The following is a 22,165-nucleotide window of genomic DNA, read 5'->3' as shown; positions in this document are numbered from 1 at the left end:
TTATTCTCCTCTCAACATTGACAAATATCTTTTTTCAACACGTTCTCTACGACAATGCTCGGCTTTAATAATCGCATTTATACGATCACAGGCATTCGTCACTTCATCATTTTCCACAACATAATCATACAAGCTCATCATTTCAAGCTCTTCACTTGCAGTAGCGATTCGTTTGGCAATGATATCCTCCGTTTCTGTCCCACGTCCAACTAAACGATCTTTTAATTCCGTTAAACTTGGAGGGGCTAAGAAAATAAATAAGGCATCTGGTGCTTTTTTACGAATTTGTGCTGCACCCTGCACTTCGATTTCTAAAAATACATCACGACCTGCATCAAGTGTTTCATTTACATAAGCTAATGGTGTTCCATAATAGTTACCGACAAATTCAGCGTGCTCTAATAAGCCACCTTGTTCAATTAACACTTCAAATTCATGACGTGTCTTGAAAAAATAGTCTACACCATCTACTTCACCTTCGCGAGGATTTCGTGTTGTCATCGAGATGGAATACTCATAATTCGTATTCGGCTGAGAAAATAATTCTTTTCGCACTGTCCCTTTACCTACACCAGAGGGGCCAGACAGAACAATTAATAATCCACGTTCTTTTATCATTTATTCTCTATATCTCCCTTAATTTATAACAGACACGTGCAAGTTATTCGATGTTTTGCACTTGCTCACGCATCTTTTCTAAAATTGTTTTCGCCTGAACAACAGCAACCGCTGCTTCTGTAGATTGATTTTTTGAACCAATCGTATTAATCTCGCGATGTATTTCCTGCATTAAAAAGTCCAATTTACGCCCAACCGAAATCTTTTCAAGTAATGTTTCCTCCAGCTGGTTGAAGTGACTATCTAATCTGTCTAATTCTTCGGAGATGTCTACTCGTTCTGCAAAAATCGCTACTTCCGCTAGTAAACGATCTTCTAGCAATGTGCCGTTTGCAACTTCATTAATTCGCTCTATTAATCGTGTACGATATTTTTCAACAGCAAGTGAAGAACACAAACGAATCTGATTGACTTGCTCCATTAACTGTTCTTTATATTGTACAACAACCTCTTGTAATTCTTGCCCTTCACGCTCACGCATTTGTACGAGCTGTTCAATCGCTTGTGAAATTGCTTGTTCAACAGCGCTGAGTAAATCCTCTGGTGTAAGCTGAGGCTTTTGTTGCACAAGGGCCTGCTCTAACGATAAAAGCTCTTGCATCGTCCATTTTTCTTCAAGTGGTACTTTACTTGCTAATTGCTCTTTTGCCTTACGATACGCTTCAATTAATGACCAATTAATCTCAATAGATTGCTCTACGTTCTCTAAGTCCTTCACATATACCATCACATCAATTTTGCCGCGTGACAAAGCTTGAGAAATTAGTTTCTTTGCAAAAATTTCAGCTTCAAGCCATTCTTTCGGAAATTTTGCATTAATTTCTAAAAAACGATGGTTGACCGAGCGCATTTCCACGGTTAATTGAAAGTCTCTAGTTGTTGTGACACCTCTGCCAAAACCAGTCATACTACGCACCAAGGTTCGTCACACCTTTCTTTGCATACTGGGATTATTATAACATAAGCTTTGTCGATTATGACGACTCTCCAAAAAAATTTGGTTAAAGTAAAAGCTAATTCTACCACAATTGAAGCTATATTTTAATATTCACCTAAAAAATGCTATGATAAACATACCAAAAGAGTATTTGCGAGCTTAAAAATAGTGCATGCAGATACAAGAAAAAATACGAAAGTACCAAGATGCTTGATATCGTTGGAAAGAGGAATTCATATGGCATTTGATGGCTTATTTACTTATTCAATAACTGCCGACCTACAACAGCTAGTCACTGGTCGGATTACCAAAATACATCAACCCAATGCACAAGAAGTTATTTTACATGTGCGAGCGAACGGAAAGAATCATAAATTACTGTTTTCCATCCACTCTTCTTATGCACGTGTACACCTTACTGAACAGGTGATTGAAAATCCAGCAGAGCCGCCAATGTTTTGTATGCTTTTGCGTAAGCATATAGAGGGTGGTTTTATTGCTTCTATAAAACAGCGTGATTTTGATCGCATTATAATAGTAGAAATTGAAAGTAAAAATGAAATTGGAGATCCAATTGTAAGAGAAATACATGCTGAAATTATGGGTAGACATAGTAATCTACTGTTGATTGATCAAGAGCAGGGAAAAATTATTGACAGCCTAAAACATCTACCGCCTTCAGTCAATAGCTTCCGTACTGTACTACCAGGGCAACCGTATATTGCACCACCCGCACAAAACAAATGGAATCCTTTAACAGTGACAGATGAAGAGCTAACAGCATTTTTTGCTGAAGGGAAAACCTCTAAAGAGCTAGTGCAGCAATTAGCTGGTTTTTCACCTCTTCACGCGGAAGAATTATTGTATCGAATGAAGACGACTTCAAATACGCTAGTCTGTTTCAAGGATTTTATGGACTCCTTTGCGAACGGTGGAATGAAGCCTATGTACGTACTTTTCAATCAGAAAGTATACTTTTCCCCTATCGAATTAACGCATTTGCATGATGGGGATATAACAATCTATCCTAATGTCCATGAGCTTCTTGATCGTGTATTCTTTGCCCGTGCAGAGCGAGATCGTGTAAAACAACAAGCAGGCGATTTAGAGCGCTGGCTACAAAATGAGATTGACAAATTAGCTTTAAAAACAAAAAAGTTAACAAAGGATTATGAACGTGCCTCCAAGCTCGATCAATTCCAACTATATGGTGAGCTATTAATGGCTAATATCTATGCCTTTGAAAAAGGAGTTAAGGAAGTTACTGTCACAAATTACTATAGTGAAACTGGCGAAGAAATAACGATTCCAGTAAGCGAACGTAAAACACCTATTGAAAATGCCCAAAGTTATTATACAAAATATACAAAGGCAAAAAATGCCTTGGTCATGGTTCAAGAGCAGCTAGAAAAAACTACTGATGAAATTTCTTACTTCGAAATGCTTGCACAGCAAGTTCAGCAGGCTTCTCCTGGTGATATTGAGGAAATTCGTGAAGAGCTAGCAGAGCAAGGTTACTTAAAACTACGTCATGCGAAGAAAAAGAAAAAACAAGCGAAACCTGAACCAGAACGCTATGTTTCTTCTACAGGTGTAACAATCTCTGTTGGAAAAAACAATAAACAAAATGACATGCTGACATTTAAACTAGCAAAGCGGACTGATATTTGGTTACACACAAAAGATATTCCTGGATCTCATGTTGTCATTCATTCAAGTGAACCCGATGAAACGACATTGCGAGAAGCTGCCACACTAGCCGCCTATTTTTCTAAGGCCAGAGAATCCTCTTCTGTGCCAGTAGATTATACCGAAATACGACAGGTCAAAAAACCAAATGGTGCCAAACCTGGTTTCGTCATCTATTTTGAACAAAAGACACTGTATATTGACCCGGATGAGGCAGTCATTTTACAGTTAAAGAAACAGTCATAAAGGAAGAAACCGATACAAATTGTATCGGTTTCTTCCTTTTTATAACGAGTACACGTAATCCGTACTATAAAACGATGAAAACAACCTTATCTTGATTGATTTTTACAGACAATCTTCCTTATTATAATAACAATATAAAAACACATGAATAATCTGCACTGTTTCCTTCAACGTATATTGACTTCTACAACTGAGAAACGCTAAATTAAAGTATAAAAATTTTTATAGAGCATTCAGGAAAGGGCGTATCTATATGTCTGTAGGTAAAAAATTAAGCTTTGGTTTCTTTGCAATTATTCTCACATTAATCATTTCTTTGTTCATTATGTTCCTGTTATTTTCAAACATTGAAAAAAAGATTGAAAATGCATTAGAAGGACATGTTGCCCTTGTAGAATTAGCAGATGATATTCAATACGAAATGGCTATGCAAGGTCTTTTCATTCGTGCCATCATCATCGAAGACAAACCTGCTAACAAAGAGAGTTTCTCAAAATATGCAAGTATGCTCGACACACATGTAGATGAAATCACTGAAAAATCGAATTCAGCTGAAATGGAAACATATGCACAGGAATTAAAAGTTCATAATGATTCTTTTAACAAGGCAGCAACTGAAGCAATAGCTTTATTTGAAGCTGGTAATCTAGAAGGTGCTTTGCAGAAGGTAAATGGTGAAGTCCAACAAGCTAATAAAGGTATACAAGATGTATCCGATCAAATTGGAAACTATCAAAAGGAACAACTAGATATTGTGACAAAAGAATCTAAACAGGCCGTGTTTAATTCACAAATTATTTCCATTATCGCAATCATTATTGGTATCGCTCTAGGTATTTTCCTTATTTTCTATATACAACGGACAATCTCACGCCCTTTAAAATCTGTCGTTCTGGCTGCAAACCATGTAGCTAATGGAGAATTAATTCATCCAGATATTACCCATCAATCAAAAGATGAAATTGGTCAGCTTTCAGCAGCTTTTAATGCCATGAAGGGTAATTTGAAAAATTTATTAACGCATATACAGGACAATGCAGAGCATTTAACAGCTTCAGTAGAGGAACTTTCTGCCTCAACTGAAGAAATTACTGCCACTGCTGATGAAATTACAATACGGATTAACGAAACAGCTGAGGCTGCAGTGACAGCTACAGTTGCAGCTAACGAAAGCGCACACGCAATGGATGAAACGGCTGTAGGTGTTCAACGAATAGCTGAGGCAACTCAACAACTACATCAGAATGCTATAACAACTTCAGAATTAGCAACAAATGGAAATGAGACGGTAGAAGAAGCTCAGCAACAAATGAATGTCATCCATGAATCAACACAAACGATTAATAATCTTGTTCAAAAATTGAGTAAGCAATCAGATGAGATTAGTCAGATCACAGCTGTTATTACAGCTATTACAGATCAAACAAATTTATTGGCACTCAATGCAGCAATTGAAGCGGCTAGAGCTGGAGAGCATGGTAAAGGATTTGCGGTAGTAGCAGATGAGGTTCGTAAGTTAGCTGAGGAATCCAAACAATCAGCCAACCAAATCGTTGCCTTAACGCTAGAAATTCAACAGGATACACATAATGTAGAAAAAGCAGTCTTTGATGGACTTCATTCTGTCACAGAGGGCGTTAAAATCATCGGACATGCAGGACAAGCCTTTGAAGGAATTGTGAAAGCAATTAATACGATGACAGATCAAATAGAAGATATATCAGCTACCTCTGAAGAAATTTCAGCTAGCGCTGAACAGGTTGCAGCGTCCGTTGCAGAAATCGCCCATGGTGCTTCAACTAGCGCGGATAATACAAAAATTGTAGCTTCAGCAACTAGAGAACAATCTATAACAGTACAACAAGTAAACCAAGTTGCCTCAGATCTAAGCGAAAAGTCCTTAGATTTACAGAATCAGATCAATCAATTTAAACTTTAAATAAAAAACAGTGCATTTTATAAATGGGATGCACTGTTTTTTATATTTTTTCATGGTATACCACTTAAAAAGTGGAAGAATATCCTTCTGAATAGCTATTGTTAACGTTTTCATTCGATGAATAAACAGATTTTAGTAATTATTTGCATTATCAATCCTCTTCAGTAAGACAAATGACATCCTCAAAAAAACAATACGATTTAAACAGTTCTCTTTGGAAGAATACAAGGCGAAATGAAGCATTCCTTTTATTTTTTAACTGATGAATAAAACAGTAACCGACTGCATATATGCATGTATATACAACTAGCTCCAAAATTATTTCAAAAAAACTTAATCTCGTAAACTAGCTTGTCACTAAATCCAAATTTTTCTTAGTATGGGTACCTTTTTTCATACAAATGCTCATTTTTTTCTTTTTCTTCCCCACAAATGGATAATCCTAGAAAAATACAAAACAAGTTTCTTATATATCATTAATAGATAAAAATATTCATGTTTTGCGATAATATATTACAAGAAATTACCTGTAAAAGAATCTAATTCACTGAGTTTTACATAGATTTTCTACAAATCTATACAAATTCCTCAAGGTATTACATCTATGACTTTTGATTCATTTTTCAAATATCGATAATATTATCAAAAAAATAGGAATTTTCCGTATAGTAAATCATTTTTTTATTTTTACTTTATTTTTGATATTCAGAATAAGTAAATATCAAATTTTTAATATATATACACTTCGCCTCTTTAGCGTGATAAATCGGAAAAATTTATTATTCTCCTAAATGTCAGATAATACTATATAAATTCGAATCTTTTTTATTTTGTACACAATGATTTTTTTGGTATATTAAATAGGAGCTTCACAAAAGGCTTAAAAATTGTATAAGGGGGATTCACATGAATAAAAACAAAAAGTTTTTATTACTAACAGTCCTTGCAGTATTTTCTTTAGTACTTGCTGCATGTGGCTTCGGTGGAGATTCGTCTGACAAATCTAAAGACGAAGGAAAAGATTCTGGTTCTTCAGAAACAACTTCATCAGGTGGCGAATTAAATGTAGTAGTAGCTTCTGAGCCGCCATCTCTTCATCCTGCATTAGCAACAGATACAACTTCTGGTGTTATTCTAACAAATACTTTTGAAGGATTAACAACACTTGATGCAGACGCTCGTCCAGTTGCAGCTGCTGCTGAAAGCTGGGAAGTTAGTGAAGATTTAAAAACATACACGTTCAAATTACGTGATGCTAAATGGTCAAACGGAGATCCAGTAGTAGCTGGTGACTTCGAATACGCTTGGAAATGGGCATTAAACCCAGACAATCTTTCTGAATATGCTTCAATCCTTTACCCAATTAAAGGTGCTGCAGCATACAACAATGGTGAAGGTTCTGCTGATGATGTAGGCGTTAAAGCACAAGACGAAAAAACATTAGTAGTAACTTTAGAAAACCCAACACCTTACTTCTTAGAATTAACAGCATTCAAAACATATGCACCATTAAACCAAAAAGTAGTTGAAGGTAATGATGAGTGGTATGCAGATGCTGGTGAAAACTATGTAACAAACGGTCCTTTCACATTAGCTGAATGGAGACACAATGATACAATCGTATTAAAGAAAAACCCAGAGTACTGGGATGCTGATAAAGTTTCTTTAGAAACTGTTAATATCGGTATGGTTGAGTCTGAAGCAACTGCAGCAACAAGCTTCAAAGCTGGAGAAATTGACTACTTAGGTGCACCATTCCAATCTGTGGCACTTGATTCAATCGACGCATTTAAAGCTGATGGTTCATTAAATATTAATGACCAAGCTTCTGTTTACTGGTACAAGCTAAATACAAAAGATAAAATCACTGGAAACGCTAACATCCGTAAAGCGTTAGCTTTAGCAGTTGATCGTCAAGGTTTAATTGACAACATTACTAAAGGTGAGCAAAAACCTGCATTAGGCATGGTTCCTATCGCAGTTCATGGCTTTGAAGAAGACCGTGGTTACTTCAAAGATAATGATATCGAAGGTGCTAAAGCAGCACTTGAAGCTGGTATGAAAGAACTTGGAATTACAAACCCAGCAGATATCAAAATTAACCTTTCTTACAACACAAGTGAAGCACACGCTGCTATCGCTCAATACGTTCAAGAGGGCTGGACTAAAAACCTAGGTATCACTGTAGGTCTAGATAACTCTGAATGGCAAGTATATTTAGAAAAACTTAACCAATTAGATTACCAAGTTGGCCGTATGGGCTGGGTTGGTGACTACAACGATGCTTATACATTCTTAGAAATGTATGACACTGCTGCAAACGGTAACAACGATACTGGTTGGGAAAGTGCAGAATACAAAAAATTATTAGATCAATCTAACGTTGAAGCAGATCCTGCTAAACGTCTTGAGCTTTTAAAACAAGCTGAAAAAGTTGCTGTAAATGATTTCCCAGTTATTCCAATCTACTACTACACGAACCTATCTGTAGTACAAGATTATGTGAAAAACATGAAGGCAGACATCCTTGGTAACATCTCTCTTAAAGAGGTTAAAGTAGAGAAATAATCAACAAATAATTCGCTTATTTAGCTCTACAGCGAAGAGCTGCCTCGTAGCCACTTCGGCGCGAGTCAGCTCTTTTTAAAATACGAAGGCATATATTTGTCTGAAAATTGACAAATAGAAGGAGGAGTTTTATGTGATTAAATATATTTTGAAAAGGCTGATGTATATACTTCTCGCGCTTTTCGTCATCGTAACGGTTACGTTTTTCTTAATGCGTCTCGCTCCTGGTAGTCCTTTCGCGAGTGAACGTAATTTCCCACCTCAAATTGAGGAGAAGTTAAACGAAACGTATGGATTAAATAACCCTTGGTATATTCAATATAAAGATTATTTAATCGATACGGCCACATTCAATTTCGGTGAGTCAATGAAATATAAAGCGCGTTCTACAAATGATATGATTTCTGAAAGTTTCCCTGTTTCATTAACATTAGGGATTGAAGCTATGCTATTAGCAGTTGGATTCGGTGTATTAATTGGCGTAGTTTCCGCGCTATATCATAATAGGTTCCCGGATTATTTGGCAACGTCCTTTGCGGTGCTCGGTATATCAGTACCTTCATTTATCTTAGCAGGTTTAATGCAGTATTTCTTAGCCTTTAAGCTAGGCTGGTTCCCTATTAGTGGGTGGAAGGGCTTTATTTATAGTATTTTACCAGCCCTTGCAATCGCTTTCTCTCACATGGGCTTTATCGCAAAATTAACACGTTCAAGTATGCTTGAACAAAACAATAGTGATTATGTAAAAATGGCTCGTGCAAAAGGTATTGGTAAATGGACAATCGTATTCCGTCATACATTACGAAATGCCCTTCTGCCAGTCGTAACATACCTTGGTCCATTAACAGCTGGTGTTGTAACAGGTAGTTTCATTGTTGAGCAAATTTTCGCTATTCCTGGACTTGGTAAGCACTTTGTTCAAAGTATTACAAACCGTGACTATACAGTAATTATGGGTACGACGGTGTTCTATTCCATCATCCTTTTATTTGCGGTATTAATCGTTGATATTCTATATAGTGTGATTGATCCGCGTATTAAACTGAAAGGAGCGAAAAAATAATGACACAGCAACAAATTGAAAAAGATAAGTTTAAAATTGTTGGTGGAAATCATGAAGCAACGGAAAAATTAGCTGATAAATCAGTCTCCTTTTGGAAAGAAGTATTTCTCCGTTTCTCTCATAACAAATTAGCCATCATTGGGATAATCATTTTAATCATTGTTATTTTAATGGCTACATTCGTACCAATGTTTTCTCAATATAAAGCAAGTGATCAGCTAGGTGTTTACAACGCACCACCATCTGCACAATTTTGGTTTGGAACGGATGACCTTGGTCGTGATATTTTCGTTCGTATTTGGGAAGGCGCTCGTATTTCCCTATTTATCGGTATTGCTGCAGCGATTATTGATTTAATTATCGGTGTTTTATGGGGAAGTATTTCAGGCTTAGCAGGCGGTCGTGTTGATAACATCATGATGCGTATTGCCGACGTTTTAACAGCTGTACCTTACCTTCTAGTAGTAATCGTACTTTTAGTTGTTATGCAACCTGGTTTAATTCCTATGATTATTGCCCTGTCCATCACTGGATGGATTAACATGGCTCGTATCGTTCGTGGTGAAGTATTATCTATTAAAAATCAAGAATATGTTCTTGCTGCTCGTACATTAGGTGCTAGTACAGGCCATTTAATTATTAAACACTTAGTTCCGAATGCTCTTGGTGCAATCTTAGTAACGATGACGCTAACAATTCCATCTGCTATTTTCACCGAATCATTCTTAAGCTACCTTGGTCTTGGGGTGCCTGCTCCAACAGCTTCTTGGGGTACAATGGCCTCTGATGGTAATAAAGCTATTGCCAATGCTCCATGGCGCTTGATTTTCCCAGCAGTATTTATCTCACTAACAATCTTTGCGTTTAACGCAGTTGGTGACGGCTTACGTGACGCTCTAGATCCAAAACTACGTAAATAAGGAGGTGGCCGAAATGAGTAAAACAATTCTAGAAGTAAAAGATTTAAGAATTAACTTTAAAACTTATGCAGGGCTTGTCCATGCTGTACGTGGTGTTAACTTTGATTTAAAGGAGGGTGAAACACTCGCTATAGTAGGTGAATCAGGCTCTGGTAAAAGTGTTACTAGTAATGCATTAATGAAACTAATTCCCCAGCCACCTGGTATTTATGAGTCAGGACAAATTTTATTTAATGGCCGTGATTTAGTTCCATTAACAGATAAAGAAATGTCTAAAGTACGCGGAAATGAAATTGCAATGATTTTCCAAGATCCTATGACAAGTTTGAACCCAACAATGAAGGTCGGACGTCAAATAACTGAAGTGATTTTGCAACACAAAAAAGTTTCTAAAGACGAAGCGAAAAAACGTGCAATTGAGCTTTTAACACAGGTAGGTATCCCCTTCCCTGAAAAACGCTATAACCAATACCCACATGAATTTTCAGGTGGTATGCGTCAACGTGTTGTTATTGCCATTGCCCTTGCAGCTGATCCAAAGCTATTAATTGCAGATGAGCCGACAACAGCTCTAGACGTAACAATTCAAGCGCAAATTTTAGAATTAATGAAAGAAATTCAGAAAAACTCGCAAACATCTATCATTTTCATTACACACGATTTAGGTGTAGTGGCGAATATCGCTGACCGTGTAGCAGTAATGTACGCTGGACAAATCGTTGAATATGGTACTGTAAATGATATTTTCTATAATCCAAAGCATCCTTACACATGGGGTCTACTTGGTTCAATGCCAGATTTAGATAATGATACTGATGAGCTATTACGTACCATTCCAGGCTCACCACCAGATCTTACAAATCCACCTAAGGGTGATGCATTTGCAGCTCGTAACGAGTATGCTATGGCCATTGATTATGAACAAGAGCCACCAATGTTCCAAGTAAGTGAAACACATTTTGCAAAGACTTGGTTGTTGCATCCTGATGCACCAAAGATTCCTCTTCCAGATGCGGTTGCTAAACGTATTGAAGGGTATTTAGCAAAGGAGGCACAAGAAAATGACTAAAACTGGTGCGAAAAAAATTCTTGAAATCAAAAATTTACAGCAGCATTTTGGTTCGCCAAGTAATCCTATCAAAGCTGTAGATGGTATCAGCTTCGATGTTTACGAAGGTGAAACACTTGGTCTTGTGGGTGAATCAGGTTGTGGTAAGTCAACAACTGGTCGTTCAATTATTCGTTTATATGATATTACAGGTGGCGAGATTGTTTTCGATGGTGAAAATGTCCATGGAAAAAAATCTAAAAATGAGTTAAAGAAATTTAACCGTCAAATGCAAATGATTTTCCAAGATCCTTATGCTTCTTTAAACCCTCGTATGACGGCTGGTGAGATCATTGGTGAAGCCTTTGATATTCATGGCCTTTACAAGGATAAAAAAGAACGTCGTGCAAAAATTCAAGAGCTACTTGAAGCTGTTGGTTTAAACAAAGAGCACGCGAATCGTTACGCACACGAATTCTCTGGTGGTCAACGTCAACGTATTGGGATTGCCCGTGCACTAAGTTTAGATCCTAAGTTTATCATTGCAGATGAGCCAATCTCTGCGCTAGACGTATCTATCCAAGCGCAAGTTGTTAACTTACTAAAACAACTACAAAAAGAACGTGGCTTAACATATCTTTTCATTGCCCATGACTTATCTATGGTAAAATACATCAGTGACCGTATTGCTGTAATGTACCGTGGTAAAATCATGGAAATCGGTAAAGCAGATGATATCTACAATCACCCTGTTCATCCGTATACAAAATCTTTACTATCAGCTATCCCACTTCCTGATCCAATGTCAGAGAAGCGCCGTCAACGTATTCAGTACAAGCATACAGAGGTTGACGAAAGTGCAACCTACCATGAAGTAGGTGATCAGCATTATGTTTATGGTACTGCTGATCTAGTAAAAACTTGGGTTGCTAATCGCTAAAAGCTATAACTCCTATCGACAGTATAATTACTGAGATGGGAGTTTTTTTAATTTTACTTCTTCCTTACCCAATATCCCGATCAGTGTAAACCTAAATAAAATTACTACCTTTTAGTAGACTATAATTCCCTTCATTCTTTTATTTTACATAAAATAATTAGTTAATAAATACCATTTATGTAAAATTAGTTTAAATATTTTAAGGAATATATTATGATAGAGTTAACACGAATAAAGGGGTGTATTCAATGAAAAAAAGTATGAAACTTCTTCTTGCTACATGTTGTTTTACAATCGTATTAATTAGTGTTGGTTCTACCACAGCATCTGCCTACCCTGGTCCATGCCACAGTCCAAAGCCTTGTGTGATTAGACCATAATAGTTGCTCTCAAAACATTATTTCAGGTCTCTGTGGTCTCTGTAAGGACAATCAATATTACTATGTATTAAACTATTATCCTTTATAAAATTCGGCACCTTTAAATGTGATTACTTTTACATTTAAAGGTGCCCTATTTTCTTGTCACTTATTTAATATCCATTTTTTAATTACCTTCTAGATTTTGGATTTAATGCATCCTTTAACCCTTCTCCGATAAAATTAATGGACAAAATTACTAGCGTAATAGCTGTTGCAGGAGGCACCCACATCCAAAGCTTCTCCTTTAATACCTCTGAGTTTCTAGCTTCGGACAGCATATTCCCCCAACTTGGTGTATCTGCTGGTACGCCCAACCCTAAAAAGCTTAAACCAGATTCAGCGACGATTGTTACAGCCATCAGCAATGTTGCTTGTACAATAATCGTCGAAGCAACATTAGGTAGTAAATGCTTCATAATAATCTTTGATGATTTACATCCTATTGATTGAGCTGCTAATATATACTCATTTTCCTTTTCAGCAAGCACCCTACTTCGTACAATCCTTGCAACTGATCCCCACATTAACAGTGAGATAACAAAAATCAAAGTCCATAGACCAGATACTTTTCCAATTAGAATTTGATTTAAAACAATTACAAAAATCATAAATGGAAACATTAAGATAAAATCTGTAAATCTCATGAGTATTTGATCTATTTTTCCACCAAAGTACCCTGAAATGGCGCCGACAGCAGTTCCAATTAAAACAATAAAGAACATACAGCTTAATCCTACTGTTAAGGAGGATCTACCAGCATAGAGCATTCTTGTAAACACATCTCGTCCATTTGTATCTGTTCCTAACCAATTTTCACTAGATGGTGGTTTACTTATTTGGGTAAAATCAACCCGGACAATATCTTTAGTTGTAATATATGGTGCTAGAAACGATAAGATAATAACGATCAGTAGAAATATAAGGCTAATCAAGGCTAGTTTATTTTTAAAGAACTTTCGTCTCGCAATTACCCATGGCGAGGGGCTTTTCTTTGGCGATTTTGGCGTTAAAACTTCTTGATCCGTTACCAATGTCATATTTCCCCCTCCTTAATCCAATCTAATACGTGGATCTACTACACCATATAATAAATCCGCTATTAAATTTCCAAAAAGTGTTAAAAACGAAAGTAACATTGTGATCGACATCATGACTGCATAATCCCTTCTTCCAACTGATTCAAGGAAGAGAGCACCTATTCCAGGATACGTAAAGATTGTTTCTGTTATTACCGCACCGCTAATTAAAGTTGCGATATCAAACCCAAGGAACGTAATAAGAGGAATAATAGAATTTCGTAAAATATGTTTGTTATAAATTTTCGATTCTTTTGTTCCCTTTGCTCTCGCAGTTCTTACAAAATCTTTTCTACTATTTTCAATAATGTCATTCCGCAAAAATTGTGTATAGGATGCTGTTCCCATCAATCCTAATATAAGCGCAGGTAGTAAAACATGGTGGAATCTACTTATATAGTAGTCCAAATTTCCAGGCTCTAGCCCGACACCAACAGATCCGTTAAATGGGAACCAACCTAACTTGAACGAGAAAAAGTAAATGGCTACAATTCCCGCAACAAATGACGGAATGGCTAAAGCTAGATAATTATACGTTGCAATCAAATTATCCCCAAGTGTATAGGGTTTTCTACCAGCATACATGCCCATGATAAATGCAAATATGTAGGTAAAAATTAACGATGTTAGAGCTAAAAATATGGTATTAGGTATACGCTGCGCAATAATTTCTACTGCTGGTTTCTTATAAACAGTTGATTTACCAAAATCCCCTTGCATAAAATTAACAATCCATCTACCGTATTGCTGGATAATAGGATCGTTATAGCCTAATTTTTCTCTCATTTCTTCGATATATTGTGGATTCGTATTAGAAGGATCAATTTCACCAGCAAATGCATCTCCTGGCATCATTTTCGCTAAAAAGAATACCACCAACGAAATAAGGAGTAACAATGGGATCATGCCAAGTAGTCGTCGAAGTGTATATTGAAGCATGTAACGTCTCCTTATCTATAAATTTACTAACTAAGTCCTCTTTTCAAGGACTTAGTTAGCAAGAATTAAAGTACACAATAGCTTATTCTTTAATATGCCATTTATAAACATCCGTTTGGAAGCCAACAGCGTTGACATGAACACCTTGTAAACGGTTATTAATACCATATAAATCTAAGTTTTCCCATAAAGGAAGTGCAGGTAATTCTTCGTTGAAGTATTTTTGCCATTCAACATATGTTGCCATACGTTTTTCTTTGTCAAATGCTTCTTCACTTAAGCCTTTATCCAATAATTCTTGGTTTTTAGGATCTACCCAACGACCATAGTTCCACTCAGCGTCATTACCCCATAATCCTGATGGATCTGGATCAGCACCTGTACTCCACGCACCGAAGAATGCTTCTAAAGCTGCATCATCATTATCTTTCATATCATTATATAAGTTAAACTCAATTAAACTACCTGTCGCTAATTCTGTTTTTACACCAATATCATTCCAAGATTGAACAATTGCTTGTGCACGTCCTTCAAATGCTGCTGAACCTGCATAGTGACCAAATGAAATTTTAAATGGTTGTCCCTTTGGATCTTCTACGAAACCATCACCATCTTTATCTACATAACCTGCAGATGCTAATAGCTCTTTTGCTTTTTCTGGGTTGAATTCATATTGGTTTAGTTCTGACTCTGGTGCAGCAGTCCAGAAAGTAGTTGGAATCACAGTGTTGGCAACTGTTGCTTTTCCTTCTAAGAAAGCATCGATCATTGCTGGACGGTTAATTGCGTATAATAATGCTTGACGTAATTCTTTTGCATTAAATTTATCAAAATCTGCCACATTTTTTAATGTAGCTTTATCACGATGGCCAAAACGAAGTCCGATATATGAATAGCCCACACCATTAGTTTCTTCAATACGTACATTGCCTAATGCTTCTAATTCTTTTACGGATTGTGGTCTAATATCCATAATGTCAATTTCTCCATTTTGGAATGCACCAGTTGCTAATGATGGGTCAATTACTTTTACAATAACACCATCAAGCTGTGGTTTGCCCTTCCAGTAATCATCAAAACGCTCTAATTCAGAATATTCTCCATCTACAACTTTTTTCACCTTAAATGGCCCTAAGCCAACAGGATTTTCACGAACTTGCTTTGACTCCTCTAAATCCTTAACAGCAATACCTTCATAATGTTTCTTCGGCATTGGATTTGACCATAGATTTTCTAAATTATTAATTTTCACTTGTTCAAAAGTGATTTTTACAGTGTATGGATCTACTACTTCAATACCTTCGATTTTGTCAGCCTTACCTTCTTTTTTAGCTTTGGCACCTTTAATTCCCTCAACATAATTGTAGCGAGGTCCAGCATAATCAGGATGCGCAAGTGTTTCTAAAGCAAAAACCCAGTCATCAGCTGTTAATTCCTCACCATTATGCCATTTTACACCCTTCTGGAATGTAAACGTATACGTTAATTTATCCTCACTAATTTCCCATGAAGCTAAGTTTGGAACATATTCTAAGTCATCATTTACATCATAAATACCTTCCATTGTGAAATTTTGAATATAGCTGTCTACAATACTACCTGAATAAGCAGGATCATATACGCCTTCAGGTGCAACATCTGTACCATATGTTACGATGCCACCCTCTGTAGAAGGTTCATCTGTTGTTGTCGTTGTATCCCCGCTTGTATCCTTTTCATTTTCCTTCTCTGTTTTTGATGAGTCATTATTACATGCAGCTAAAAATAATGCCATAACTAGCAATAGCATAAATGACCATAATGCTGATTTTTTCATTTTTTTCCCCCCGTAATTTTATTTTTGTCAATAACTATTTTCCGTTTTTAGTTTTTAATATAAATGACAAGCAACACTATGCCCCGACTTCACCTCCTTTAAAGCTGGCTTAGATAATGAACATTCTGCCATTGCCTTTGGACATCTTGGATGGAATGGACAGCCTGATGGTGGATTAGCAGGGCTCGGTATATCTCCCTCTAAAACAATACGACTATTTTTCTTTCTCGGATCTGGCACAGGTATTGCAGAGATCAATGCTTGTGTATAAGGATGTAATGGCTCATCGTAAATATGTTCCTTATCAGCTATTTCTACAATATTTCCTAGATACATCACGCCAATTCGATCGCTCATATGCTTGACCACACTTAAATCATGTGCGATAAACAGGAATGTTAAATCAAACTCATCCTGAAGTTCTTTTAATAGATTAAGAACTTGTGATTGTACTGATACATCTAAGGCTGAAACAGGCTCGTCTGCAATAATAAGCTTTGGTCTAAGTGCAAGTGCCCGAGCAATACCAATACGCTGGCGCTGACCACCTGAGAACTCATGAGCATATTTATAATAGGCATCTTCAGGTAAGCCGACTTTTCTTAATAGCTCCATTACCTCGCCTTTTAATGATTTCAATGATTTGTTACTGAAATTCATAATTGGCTCTGCAACAATGCTTCCTACCATTTGCATAGGATTTAAAGATGCGTATGGATCCTGAAATACCATTTGAATATCTTTTCGTATATCTCTTAAAGATTTCCCTCTCAAGTTTGTAATATCTTTACCATCAAAGATAATTTTTCCATCCGTCGAGTCTAATAATCTTAAAATTGTCCGTCCAGTTGTCGATTTTCCGCAACCCGATTCTCCAACTAACCCTAATGTCTCGCCATTTTTAATAGTAAAAGAAATGTTATCTACTGCTTTTACATGACCGACAGTATGCCTTAAGAAGCCACCTTTGATTGGGTAATATGTCTTCAAATCAATAATTTCTAATAAGTTATCCTTTTCTTGTTTTACGATTGTTTCATTCATGCTGTCAGCTCACACCCTTTCTAGTATCGCAACTTTCATAAAGTAAACAAGATACCTCATGTCCATCATCTATAAAGGAAAGTTGCGGCGTAACCTTGCTACAATCAGGCATAGCTGAAGGACATCTATCCACAAAACGGCAACCTATTTGGGGCATATTTTTCAACGAAGGTACAATCCCTTGAATGGTCGTTAACTTTTCAACTTCCTCATCGATTCTTGGTATAGAAGCCATTAATAGCTTTGTATAAGGATGCTGAGGATTGTGGAACAAATTATCTACATTTGTTTTTTCTACAATTTTCCCCGCGTACATGATAATTACTTCATCACACATTTCGGCTACGACGCCTAAATCATGTGTAATAAGTACGATGGACATATCATTTTTTGCTTGAATTGTCTTTAATAGCTCTAAGATTTGAGCTTGTACCGTCACATCAAGTGCCGTAGTAGGCTCATCTGCAATTAATAGTTTAGGTTGACATGCAATGGCAATGGCAATCATAACCCTTTGTCTCATACCACCAGATAATTGGTGAGGATACTCATCTACAATTTGATCCGCTCTCGGTATGCCGACTTGTTTTAATAAGTCTATTGCTTTACTTTTAGCCTCAGCCTTTGAGATTTTAGAGTGATTTAAGATAATCTCTTGTATTTGTGAACCAATTGTAAAAACGGGATTTAATGATGTCATAGGTTCTTGGAAAATCATACTGATATCTTTTCCTCTAATCTTATTCATGTCATCGCTAGAATAATTTTCGATGTTTTTTCCTTCAAACTTAATTTCTCCGCCTGTAATTTTGCCAATCCCTTTTGGAAGAAGCTGCATAACTGAAAGTGACATGACACTTTTTCCACATCCAGATTCTCCAACTACCCCAATAATTTGACCTGATTTGACTGAAAAAGAAACATCATCAACAGCATGATAGATATCCCCATCTATATCGAAACCAGTTTTAAGGTTTTTCACTTCTAACATTAAGCTCATTTAATATCACACCTTTAATTTTTTTACTAAAAATCACTACATCCTTTATGTAAGCAACAGAAACATATGTCTAAAATGTATTCTTTAAGTAAAAGATGTAAAAAGAAATTAGCTTTTGACTTCCTTCACAAGATTCAATATTCCGAAAAATTAGATCCTAAGATGTTAAACCTATTTCAAAATTATATTAGCTAAAAAAAACATCAAATTTTAAAGAGAACATCTTCATTACATAAATTGATCCTATTTTCCAAATGTAATAGTAACTGGATCAGTATATAATATTCTGACAATTAGGCGTATTGCTATTTTATCTGGAAATAATACATTTAATCAAGTGAATTTTTACAATTCTCATAATATTACATACAAAATAATCCATACAACTATACCATTTCAAATTGGACACTTTAGGTTTAAGCATACTGAATATTAGTTCATTTTCAACTTTATTTGCCTAAAGTATCATTTTTTTATTTTATTGAAATAATAATAACCTACTCAATTGATCCACACATACTACGTCAAAATTTACTTTTATTTGGAAAACATGATTATAAAAGGATTTTTATTGTTTATTTAATTCAGAGAATGATACTAAATTTTCCTAATTATTATTAACGAATAATTTTATTTACTAAAGCACTAAACAAATGAAGTGTTTTATATTACATTAAAAAAATAAATTATTTTTATAATTTCTTTAATCTATAGGCCATACTTCTCTTAAAAGTTAATAAAGTTTATTTTCCTTTGACTACATCGAAAAAACACAAAAAAACAACTATCAACAAAAGTATCGATAGTTGTTTCTATGCATTTGCTCTCTTTTATATTCCAGTAACTCTATGTTTTACTACTACTTTTACAAGATTTCTAATTATAGCTCTCCAGCTTTTAATTTTCCATGCCACTCTTTTAAGAATGGAATATCTTCTTCTTTAATAGCGCCGGATTCATTTGCTGCTTCAATCAGATAATCAAAATTTGTTAATGATACGTATTGGATGCCAGCCTCATCAAATGCTTGTTCAGCGCGTGGAAGATTATATGTGTAAACACAAACAACTCCAAGCACCTCACAGCCTGCTGCACGCAATGCTTCTACTGCTGTAATGGAAGAACCACCTGTAGAAACGATATCCTCCACAACCACTACTTTTTGTCCTGCTACGTATTTTCCTTCAATTTGATTACCACGGCCATGCTCCTTCGCTTTAGAGCGTACATAAACCATTGGTAATTCTAAAATATCACTTACCCATGCCGCATGTGGGATACCTGCTGTAGCTGTTCCTGCTACAATTTCTGTCGCTCCGAAATTTTCTTTGATGACAGAGGCTAAACCATTTGCTAATTGTTTACGAATAACTGGATCGGAAATTGTTAAACGTGTATCACAGTAAATAGGTGATTTAATACCAGATGCCCATGTAAATAGCTCTGTAGGATTTAATTCTACTGCTCCAACTTTTAACATAGCGTGTGCAATTTCATTTTGTAATGTCATAATTTATGCCTCCCATAATTCACTTACGATTTTATATGCTGCTACTGGATCCTGTGCACCTGTTATAGCACGGCCAACAACGATGAGTGATGAACCATCACGCTTTGCCCCATCAGGTGTTGCTATACGTTTTTGATCGTGTGCAGCACCTCCAGCTAAACGAATCCCTGGTGTGACACGTAGAAATTCATCTCCACACACCTCAGCAATCGCCTTAGCCTCATGGACAGAGCAAACAACACCTTGTAAGCCTGCTTCCTTTGTCAGCCCTGCGTAGTGTAGGACAGACTCTTGCAATGAAAGAGCAATCTTTTGTTCTGCTTGCATTTGTTCTTCTGTTGTGGATGTTAATTGAGTAACAGCTATTAGTGCTGGACGTTCTTTGCCTGTTGGTGTTCCTGCTTCAAGTCCTTCTAGAGCTGCTTCCATCATAGCACGTCCGCCTGCAGCATGGACATTGACTAAATCTACCCCTAATTTTGCTAGCCCCTTCATCGCAGAGCCTACTGTATTTGGGATATCATGTAATTTTAAATCAAGGAAAATATCATGACCTAAATCCTTTACTTTGCGTACGATATCAGGTCCCTCTTGCATATATAATTCCATTCCAATTTTCACGAAAAGAGGCTCATCGAATTTTTTAAGAAAATCGAATACTTCTTTTTCTCCTGGAAAATCTAGAGCTAGTATAGGTTTCGTATTCATCAACGATGGCTCCTTCCAATAATCTCTGTTATATGTTCTACACCTAATGCATCCAGCTTTGCTGGTAATTCTTCAATAATGTTCGGGCAAACGAAATGGTCAACAAAGTTAGCTGTTCCTACTGCTACAGCTGAAGCACCTGCGGACATAAAATCAATGACATCCTGTGCTTCCGTTACACCGCCCATACCAATTATCGGAATATTGACAGCCTTGTACACCTCATAAACCATTCGTATTGCTACAGGTTTTACAGCAGGACCAGATAGTCCACCTGTGCCATTAGCTATGACTGGCTTACCTGTACGCTCATCTAAACGCATACCAACCAATGTATTAATCATGGTAATACCATCTGCTCCACCTGCTTCAACAGCTAGGGCAATATCAACGATGTTCGTCACGTTTGGTGATAACTTCACATAGACTGGCACTTCTGACACAGCCTTGACAGCCTTGACAAGCTCACGTGCAGTAGCAGGATCTGTTCCAAATTGAATACCACCACATTTCACATTAGGGCACGAAATATTCAGCTCCAACGCTTTAACATTTGAGGCTGTTGAAATACGGCGTGCTACTTCTACATAGTCTGATGTCTCTGTTCCAGCAACATTGGCGATGATGGGCACATTATAATCCTCTAAAAATTTTAATTCCTCATTCATCACTTTTTCAATGCCTGGATTTTGTAGACCAATGGCATTTAACATCCCCGCTGCTGTTTCGGCAACACGTGGCGTAGGGTTACCTGCACGCGTTTCGACCGTTGTTGCCTTAATCATGATAGCCCCTAGTTTAGATAAATCATAAAGCTGTGCATATTCACGACCAAAGCCAAAGCAACCTGAGGCTGGCATAATAGGGTTTTTTAAATCTAAGCCTGGTATTTGAATTGTTAAACGACTCATAGTGCCACCGTTCCTTTCGGGAAAACTGGTCCATCAGAGCAAACTTTAACATAGTCTTTTTCAACCTGATCAGTTGTTTTGCATACACATGCAAAGCAAGCTCCAATACCACAGCCCATACGTTCTTCAAATGATAAATAGCCTTCTTTTTCAGGATAAAAGCCTTCTAATGCTCTTAACATTGGTAAGGGTCCACAGGAATAAAAAACATCAAATTCAGGAGCATGCGACTCTAAAACCGTTGTTACAAAGCCGTTTGTACCTTTCGAGCCATCCACCGTAACATAATGCGTTTCACCAAGTGCACTAAATTCATCCTCATAAAAGCAGACATCTTTTGTTTGGAAGCCTAAGACGTGGATTGTTTTCACACCACGAGCATTCAATTGCTTGGCTAGCTCATGTAATGGAGGGACACCAATGCCACCACCAACTAGTAGTGCAGTACCTCCCTCTTGCACCGCTTCTACTGGGAAACCATTCCCAATTGGTCCAAGTACGTTGACCAGCTGACCTTCTCGATTTGTTGCCAGAACTTTCGTACCACGCCCCTCAGCACGATAGATCATTGTAAACTCATTGTTGTCTTTATCAATATTTGCAATACTAATTGGTCGACGTAAAAGCGGCTCCAATGAATCCGACACCTTTACATGGACAAACTGGCCAGGAGTCATCTCCTGAACCAGTTCACCATGAAGTGTCAGTTCGAAAATGTTTGTCGCAATTTGCTTTTGAGAGACGACCGTCATTTTCTCTTGACGTATCATA

At 36.8% G+C, this 22,165-nt stretch carries 18 protein-coding genes; 7 read left to right on the top strand and 11 right to left on the bottom strand.

The window, feature by feature from the left end; genetic code table 11:
- Both gmk and NYE73_RS04790 read right to left on the bottom strand, forming a co-directional pair.
- Window positions 1-618 carry a guanylate kinase gene (gene gmk, locus NYE73_RS04795; protein ID WP_004227379.1) on the bottom strand — a complete coding sequence of 206 codons (618 nt, stop codon included), beginning with the start codon at window positions 616-618 and terminating at the stop codon, window positions 1-3.
- Window positions 619-661: 43 nt separating this feature from the next.
- Entirely contained in the window at window positions 662-1,525 is an 864-nt protein-coding gene (locus NYE73_RS04790; RefSeq protein WP_233732431.1) for a YicC/YloC family endoribonuclease, read from the bottom strand.
- Between the two features lie 267 nt (window positions 1,526-1,792).
- On the opposite strand from NYE73_RS04790, the gene NYE73_RS04785 reads away from it, so the two are divergent.
- The 7 genes from NYE73_RS04785 (at window position 1,793) to NYE73_RS04755 (ending at window position 11,968) form a co-directional block, all read left to right on the top strand.
- Window positions 1,793-3,490, top strand: a complete 1,698-nt coding sequence (locus NYE73_RS04785; protein ID WP_259950981.1) for an Rqc2 family fibronectin-binding protein — start codon at window positions 1,793-1,795, stop codon at window positions 3,488-3,490.
- A 253-nt stretch (window positions 3,491-3,743) separates the two neighbouring features.
- Window positions 3,744-5,429 carry a methyl-accepting chemotaxis protein gene (locus NYE73_RS04780; protein WP_103117560.1) on the top strand — a complete coding sequence of 562 codons (1,686 nt, stop codon included), beginning with the start codon at window positions 3,744-3,746 and terminating at the stop codon, window positions 5,427-5,429.
- Between the two features lie 906 nt (window positions 5,430-6,335).
- Complete coding sequence (locus NYE73_RS04775) at window positions 6,336-7,997, top strand: peptide ABC transporter substrate-binding protein (protein WP_054549875.1); 1,662 nt, start codon at window positions 6,336-6,338, stop codon at window positions 7,995-7,997.
- Window positions 7,998-8,130: 133 nt separating this feature from the next.
- Window positions 8,131-9,060 (top strand): ABC transporter permease, encoded by a 930-nt coding sequence (locus tag NYE73_RS04770; protein WP_004227372.1) that lies wholly within the window; start codon window positions 8,131-8,133, stop codon window positions 9,058-9,060.
- Window positions 9,060-9,980 (top strand): ABC transporter permease, encoded by a 921-nt coding sequence (locus NYE73_RS04765; RefSeq protein ID WP_048395384.1) that lies wholly within the window; start codon window positions 9,060-9,062, stop codon window positions 9,978-9,980. Before NYE73_RS04770 ends, NYE73_RS04765 begins: the two co-directional genes overlap by 1 nt.
- 13 nt (window positions 9,981-9,993) lie before the next feature.
- On the top strand, window positions 9,994-11,049 hold the full coding sequence (locus NYE73_RS04760; protein WP_048395385.1) for an ABC transporter ATP-binding protein: 1,056 nt from the start codon (window positions 9,994-9,996) through the stop codon (window positions 11,047-11,049).
- Entirely contained in the window at window positions 11,042-11,968 is a 927-nt protein-coding gene (locus tag NYE73_RS04755; RefSeq protein WP_054549873.1) for an ABC transporter ATP-binding protein, read from the top strand. The genes NYE73_RS04760 and NYE73_RS04755 overlap by 8 nt, the downstream gene beginning before the upstream one ends.
- 550 nt (window positions 11,969-12,518) lie before the next feature.
- Here NYE73_RS04755 and opp4C read toward each other — a convergent pair.
- The 9 genes from opp4C to NYE73_RS04710 form a co-directional block, all read right to left on the bottom strand.
- Window positions 12,519-13,427 carry an oligopeptide ABC transporter permease gene (opp4C, locus tag NYE73_RS04750; protein WP_259950982.1) on the bottom strand — a complete coding sequence of 303 codons (909 nt, stop codon included), beginning with the start codon at window positions 13,425-13,427 and terminating at the stop codon, window positions 12,519-12,521.
- 12 nt (window positions 13,428-13,439) lie between these two features.
- Window positions 13,440-14,405, bottom strand: a complete 966-nt coding sequence (gene opp4B, locus NYE73_RS04745) for an oligopeptide ABC transporter permease (protein WP_016994271.1) — start codon at window positions 14,403-14,405, stop codon at window positions 13,440-13,442.
- 82 nt (window positions 14,406-14,487) lie between these two features.
- On the bottom strand, window positions 14,488-16,221 hold the full coding sequence (opp4A, locus tag NYE73_RS04740; RefSeq protein WP_048395392.1) for an oligopeptide ABC transporter substrate-binding protein: 1,734 nt from the start codon (window positions 16,219-16,221) through the stop codon (window positions 14,488-14,490).
- A gap of 54 nt (window positions 16,222-16,275) precedes the next feature.
- Complete coding sequence (locus NYE73_RS04735; RefSeq protein WP_259950983.1) at window positions 16,276-17,265, bottom strand: ABC transporter ATP-binding protein; 990 nt, start codon at window positions 17,263-17,265, stop codon at window positions 16,276-16,278.
- Window positions 17,266-17,269: 4 nt separating this feature from the next.
- On the bottom strand, window positions 17,270-18,265 hold the full coding sequence (locus NYE73_RS04730) for an ABC transporter ATP-binding protein (RefSeq protein ID WP_048395394.1): 996 nt from the start codon (window positions 18,263-18,265) through the stop codon (window positions 17,270-17,272).
- Window positions 18,266-19,145: 880 nt separating this feature from the next.
- Window positions 19,146-19,775: an orotate phosphoribosyltransferase gene (pyrE, locus tag NYE73_RS04725; protein WP_048394623.1), complete on the bottom strand. Its 630-nt coding sequence runs from the start codon at window positions 19,773-19,775 to the stop codon at window positions 19,146-19,148.
- A 3-nt stretch (window positions 19,776-19,778) separates the two neighbouring features.
- On the bottom strand, window positions 19,779-20,483 hold the full coding sequence (gene pyrF, locus NYE73_RS04720; protein WP_259950984.1) for an orotidine-5'-phosphate decarboxylase: 705 nt from the start codon (window positions 20,481-20,483) through the stop codon (window positions 19,779-19,781).
- Window positions 20,483-21,394: a dihydroorotate dehydrogenase gene (locus NYE73_RS04715; RefSeq protein ID WP_048394627.1), complete on the bottom strand. Its 912-nt coding sequence runs from the start codon at window positions 21,392-21,394 to the stop codon at window positions 20,483-20,485. The genes pyrF and NYE73_RS04715 overlap by 1 nt, the downstream gene beginning before the upstream one ends.
- A complete protein-coding gene (locus NYE73_RS04710; RefSeq protein WP_259950985.1) occupies window positions 21,391-22,164 on the bottom strand; it encodes a dihydroorotate dehydrogenase electron transfer subunit in 774 nt (257 codons plus the stop codon). The genes NYE73_RS04715 and NYE73_RS04710 overlap by 4 nt, the downstream gene beginning before the upstream one ends.
- Between the last annotated feature and the right edge of the window lies 1 nt (window position 22,165).

The organism is Lysinibacillus sp. FSL K6-0102 (genome assembly GCF_038003545.1).
In the GTDB taxonomy this organism is placed as follows: Bacteria; Bacillota; Bacilli; order Bacillales_A; family Planococcaceae; genus Lysinibacillus; species Lysinibacillus capsici.
This window is presented reverse-complemented; position numbering and strand designations above follow the sequence as displayed.

Excerpts from the sequence above, each read along its gene's own strand:
- NYE73_RS04780 (WP_103117560.1), top strand. The coding sequence starts at position 3,744 with ATGTCTGTAGGTAAAAAATTAAGCTTTGGTTTCTTTGCAATTATTCTC.
- pyrE (WP_048394623.1), bottom strand. The coding sequence starts at position 19,775 with ATGACATTACAAAATGAAATTGCACACGCTATGTTAAAAGTTGGAGCA.
- NYE73_RS04715 (WP_048394627.1), bottom strand. The coding sequence starts at position 21,394 with ATGAGTCGTTTAACAATTCAAATACCAGGCTTAGATTTAAAAAACCCT.
- NYE73_RS04785 (WP_259950981.1), top strand. The coding sequence starts at position 1,793 with ATGGCATTTGATGGCTTATTTACTTATTCAATAACTGCCGACCTACAA.
- NYE73_RS04755 (WP_054549873.1), top strand. The coding sequence starts at position 11,042 with ATGACTAAAACTGGTGCGAAAAAAATTCTTGAAATCAAAAATTTACAG.
- gmk (WP_004227379.1), bottom strand. The coding sequence starts at position 618 with ATGATAAAAGAACGTGGATTATTAATTGTTCTGTCTGGCCCCTCTGGT.
- NYE73_RS04790 (WP_233732431.1), bottom strand. The coding sequence starts at position 1,525 with ATGACTGGTTTTGGCAGAGGTGTCACAACAACTAGAGACTTTCAATTA.
- NYE73_RS04760 (WP_048395385.1), top strand. The coding sequence starts at position 9,994 with ATGAGTAAAACAATTCTAGAAGTAAAAGATTTAAGAATTAACTTTAAA.
- NYE73_RS04775 (WP_054549875.1), top strand. The coding sequence starts at position 6,336 with ATGAATAAAAACAAAAAGTTTTTATTACTAACAGTCCTTGCAGTATTT.
- pyrF (WP_259950984.1), bottom strand. The coding sequence starts at position 20,483 with ATGAATACGAAACCTATACTAGCTCTAGATTTTCCAGGAGAAAAAGAA.
- NYE73_RS04735 (WP_259950983.1), bottom strand. The coding sequence starts at position 17,265 with ATGAATGAAACAATCGTAAAACAAGAAAAGGATAACTTATTAGAAATT.
- opp4B (WP_016994271.1), bottom strand. The coding sequence starts at position 14,405 with ATGCTTCAATATACACTTCGACGACTACTTGGCATGATCCCATTGTTA.
- NYE73_RS04710 (WP_259950985.1), bottom strand. The coding sequence starts at position 22,164 with ATGATACGTCAAGAGAAAATGACGGTCGTCTCTCAAAAGCAAATTGCG.
- NYE73_RS04730 (WP_048395394.1), bottom strand. The coding sequence starts at position 18,265 with ATGAGCTTAATGTTAGAAGTGAAAAACCTTAAAACTGGTTTCGATATA.
- opp4A (WP_048395392.1), bottom strand. The coding sequence starts at position 16,221 with ATGAAAAAATCAGCATTATGGTCATTTATGCTATTGCTAGTTATGGCA.
- opp4C (WP_259950982.1), bottom strand. The coding sequence starts at position 13,427 with ATGACATTGGTAACGGATCAAGAAGTTTTAACGCCAAAATCGCCAAAG.
- NYE73_RS04765 (WP_048395384.1), top strand. The coding sequence starts at position 9,060 with ATGACACAGCAACAAATTGAAAAAGATAAGTTTAAAATTGTTGGTGGA.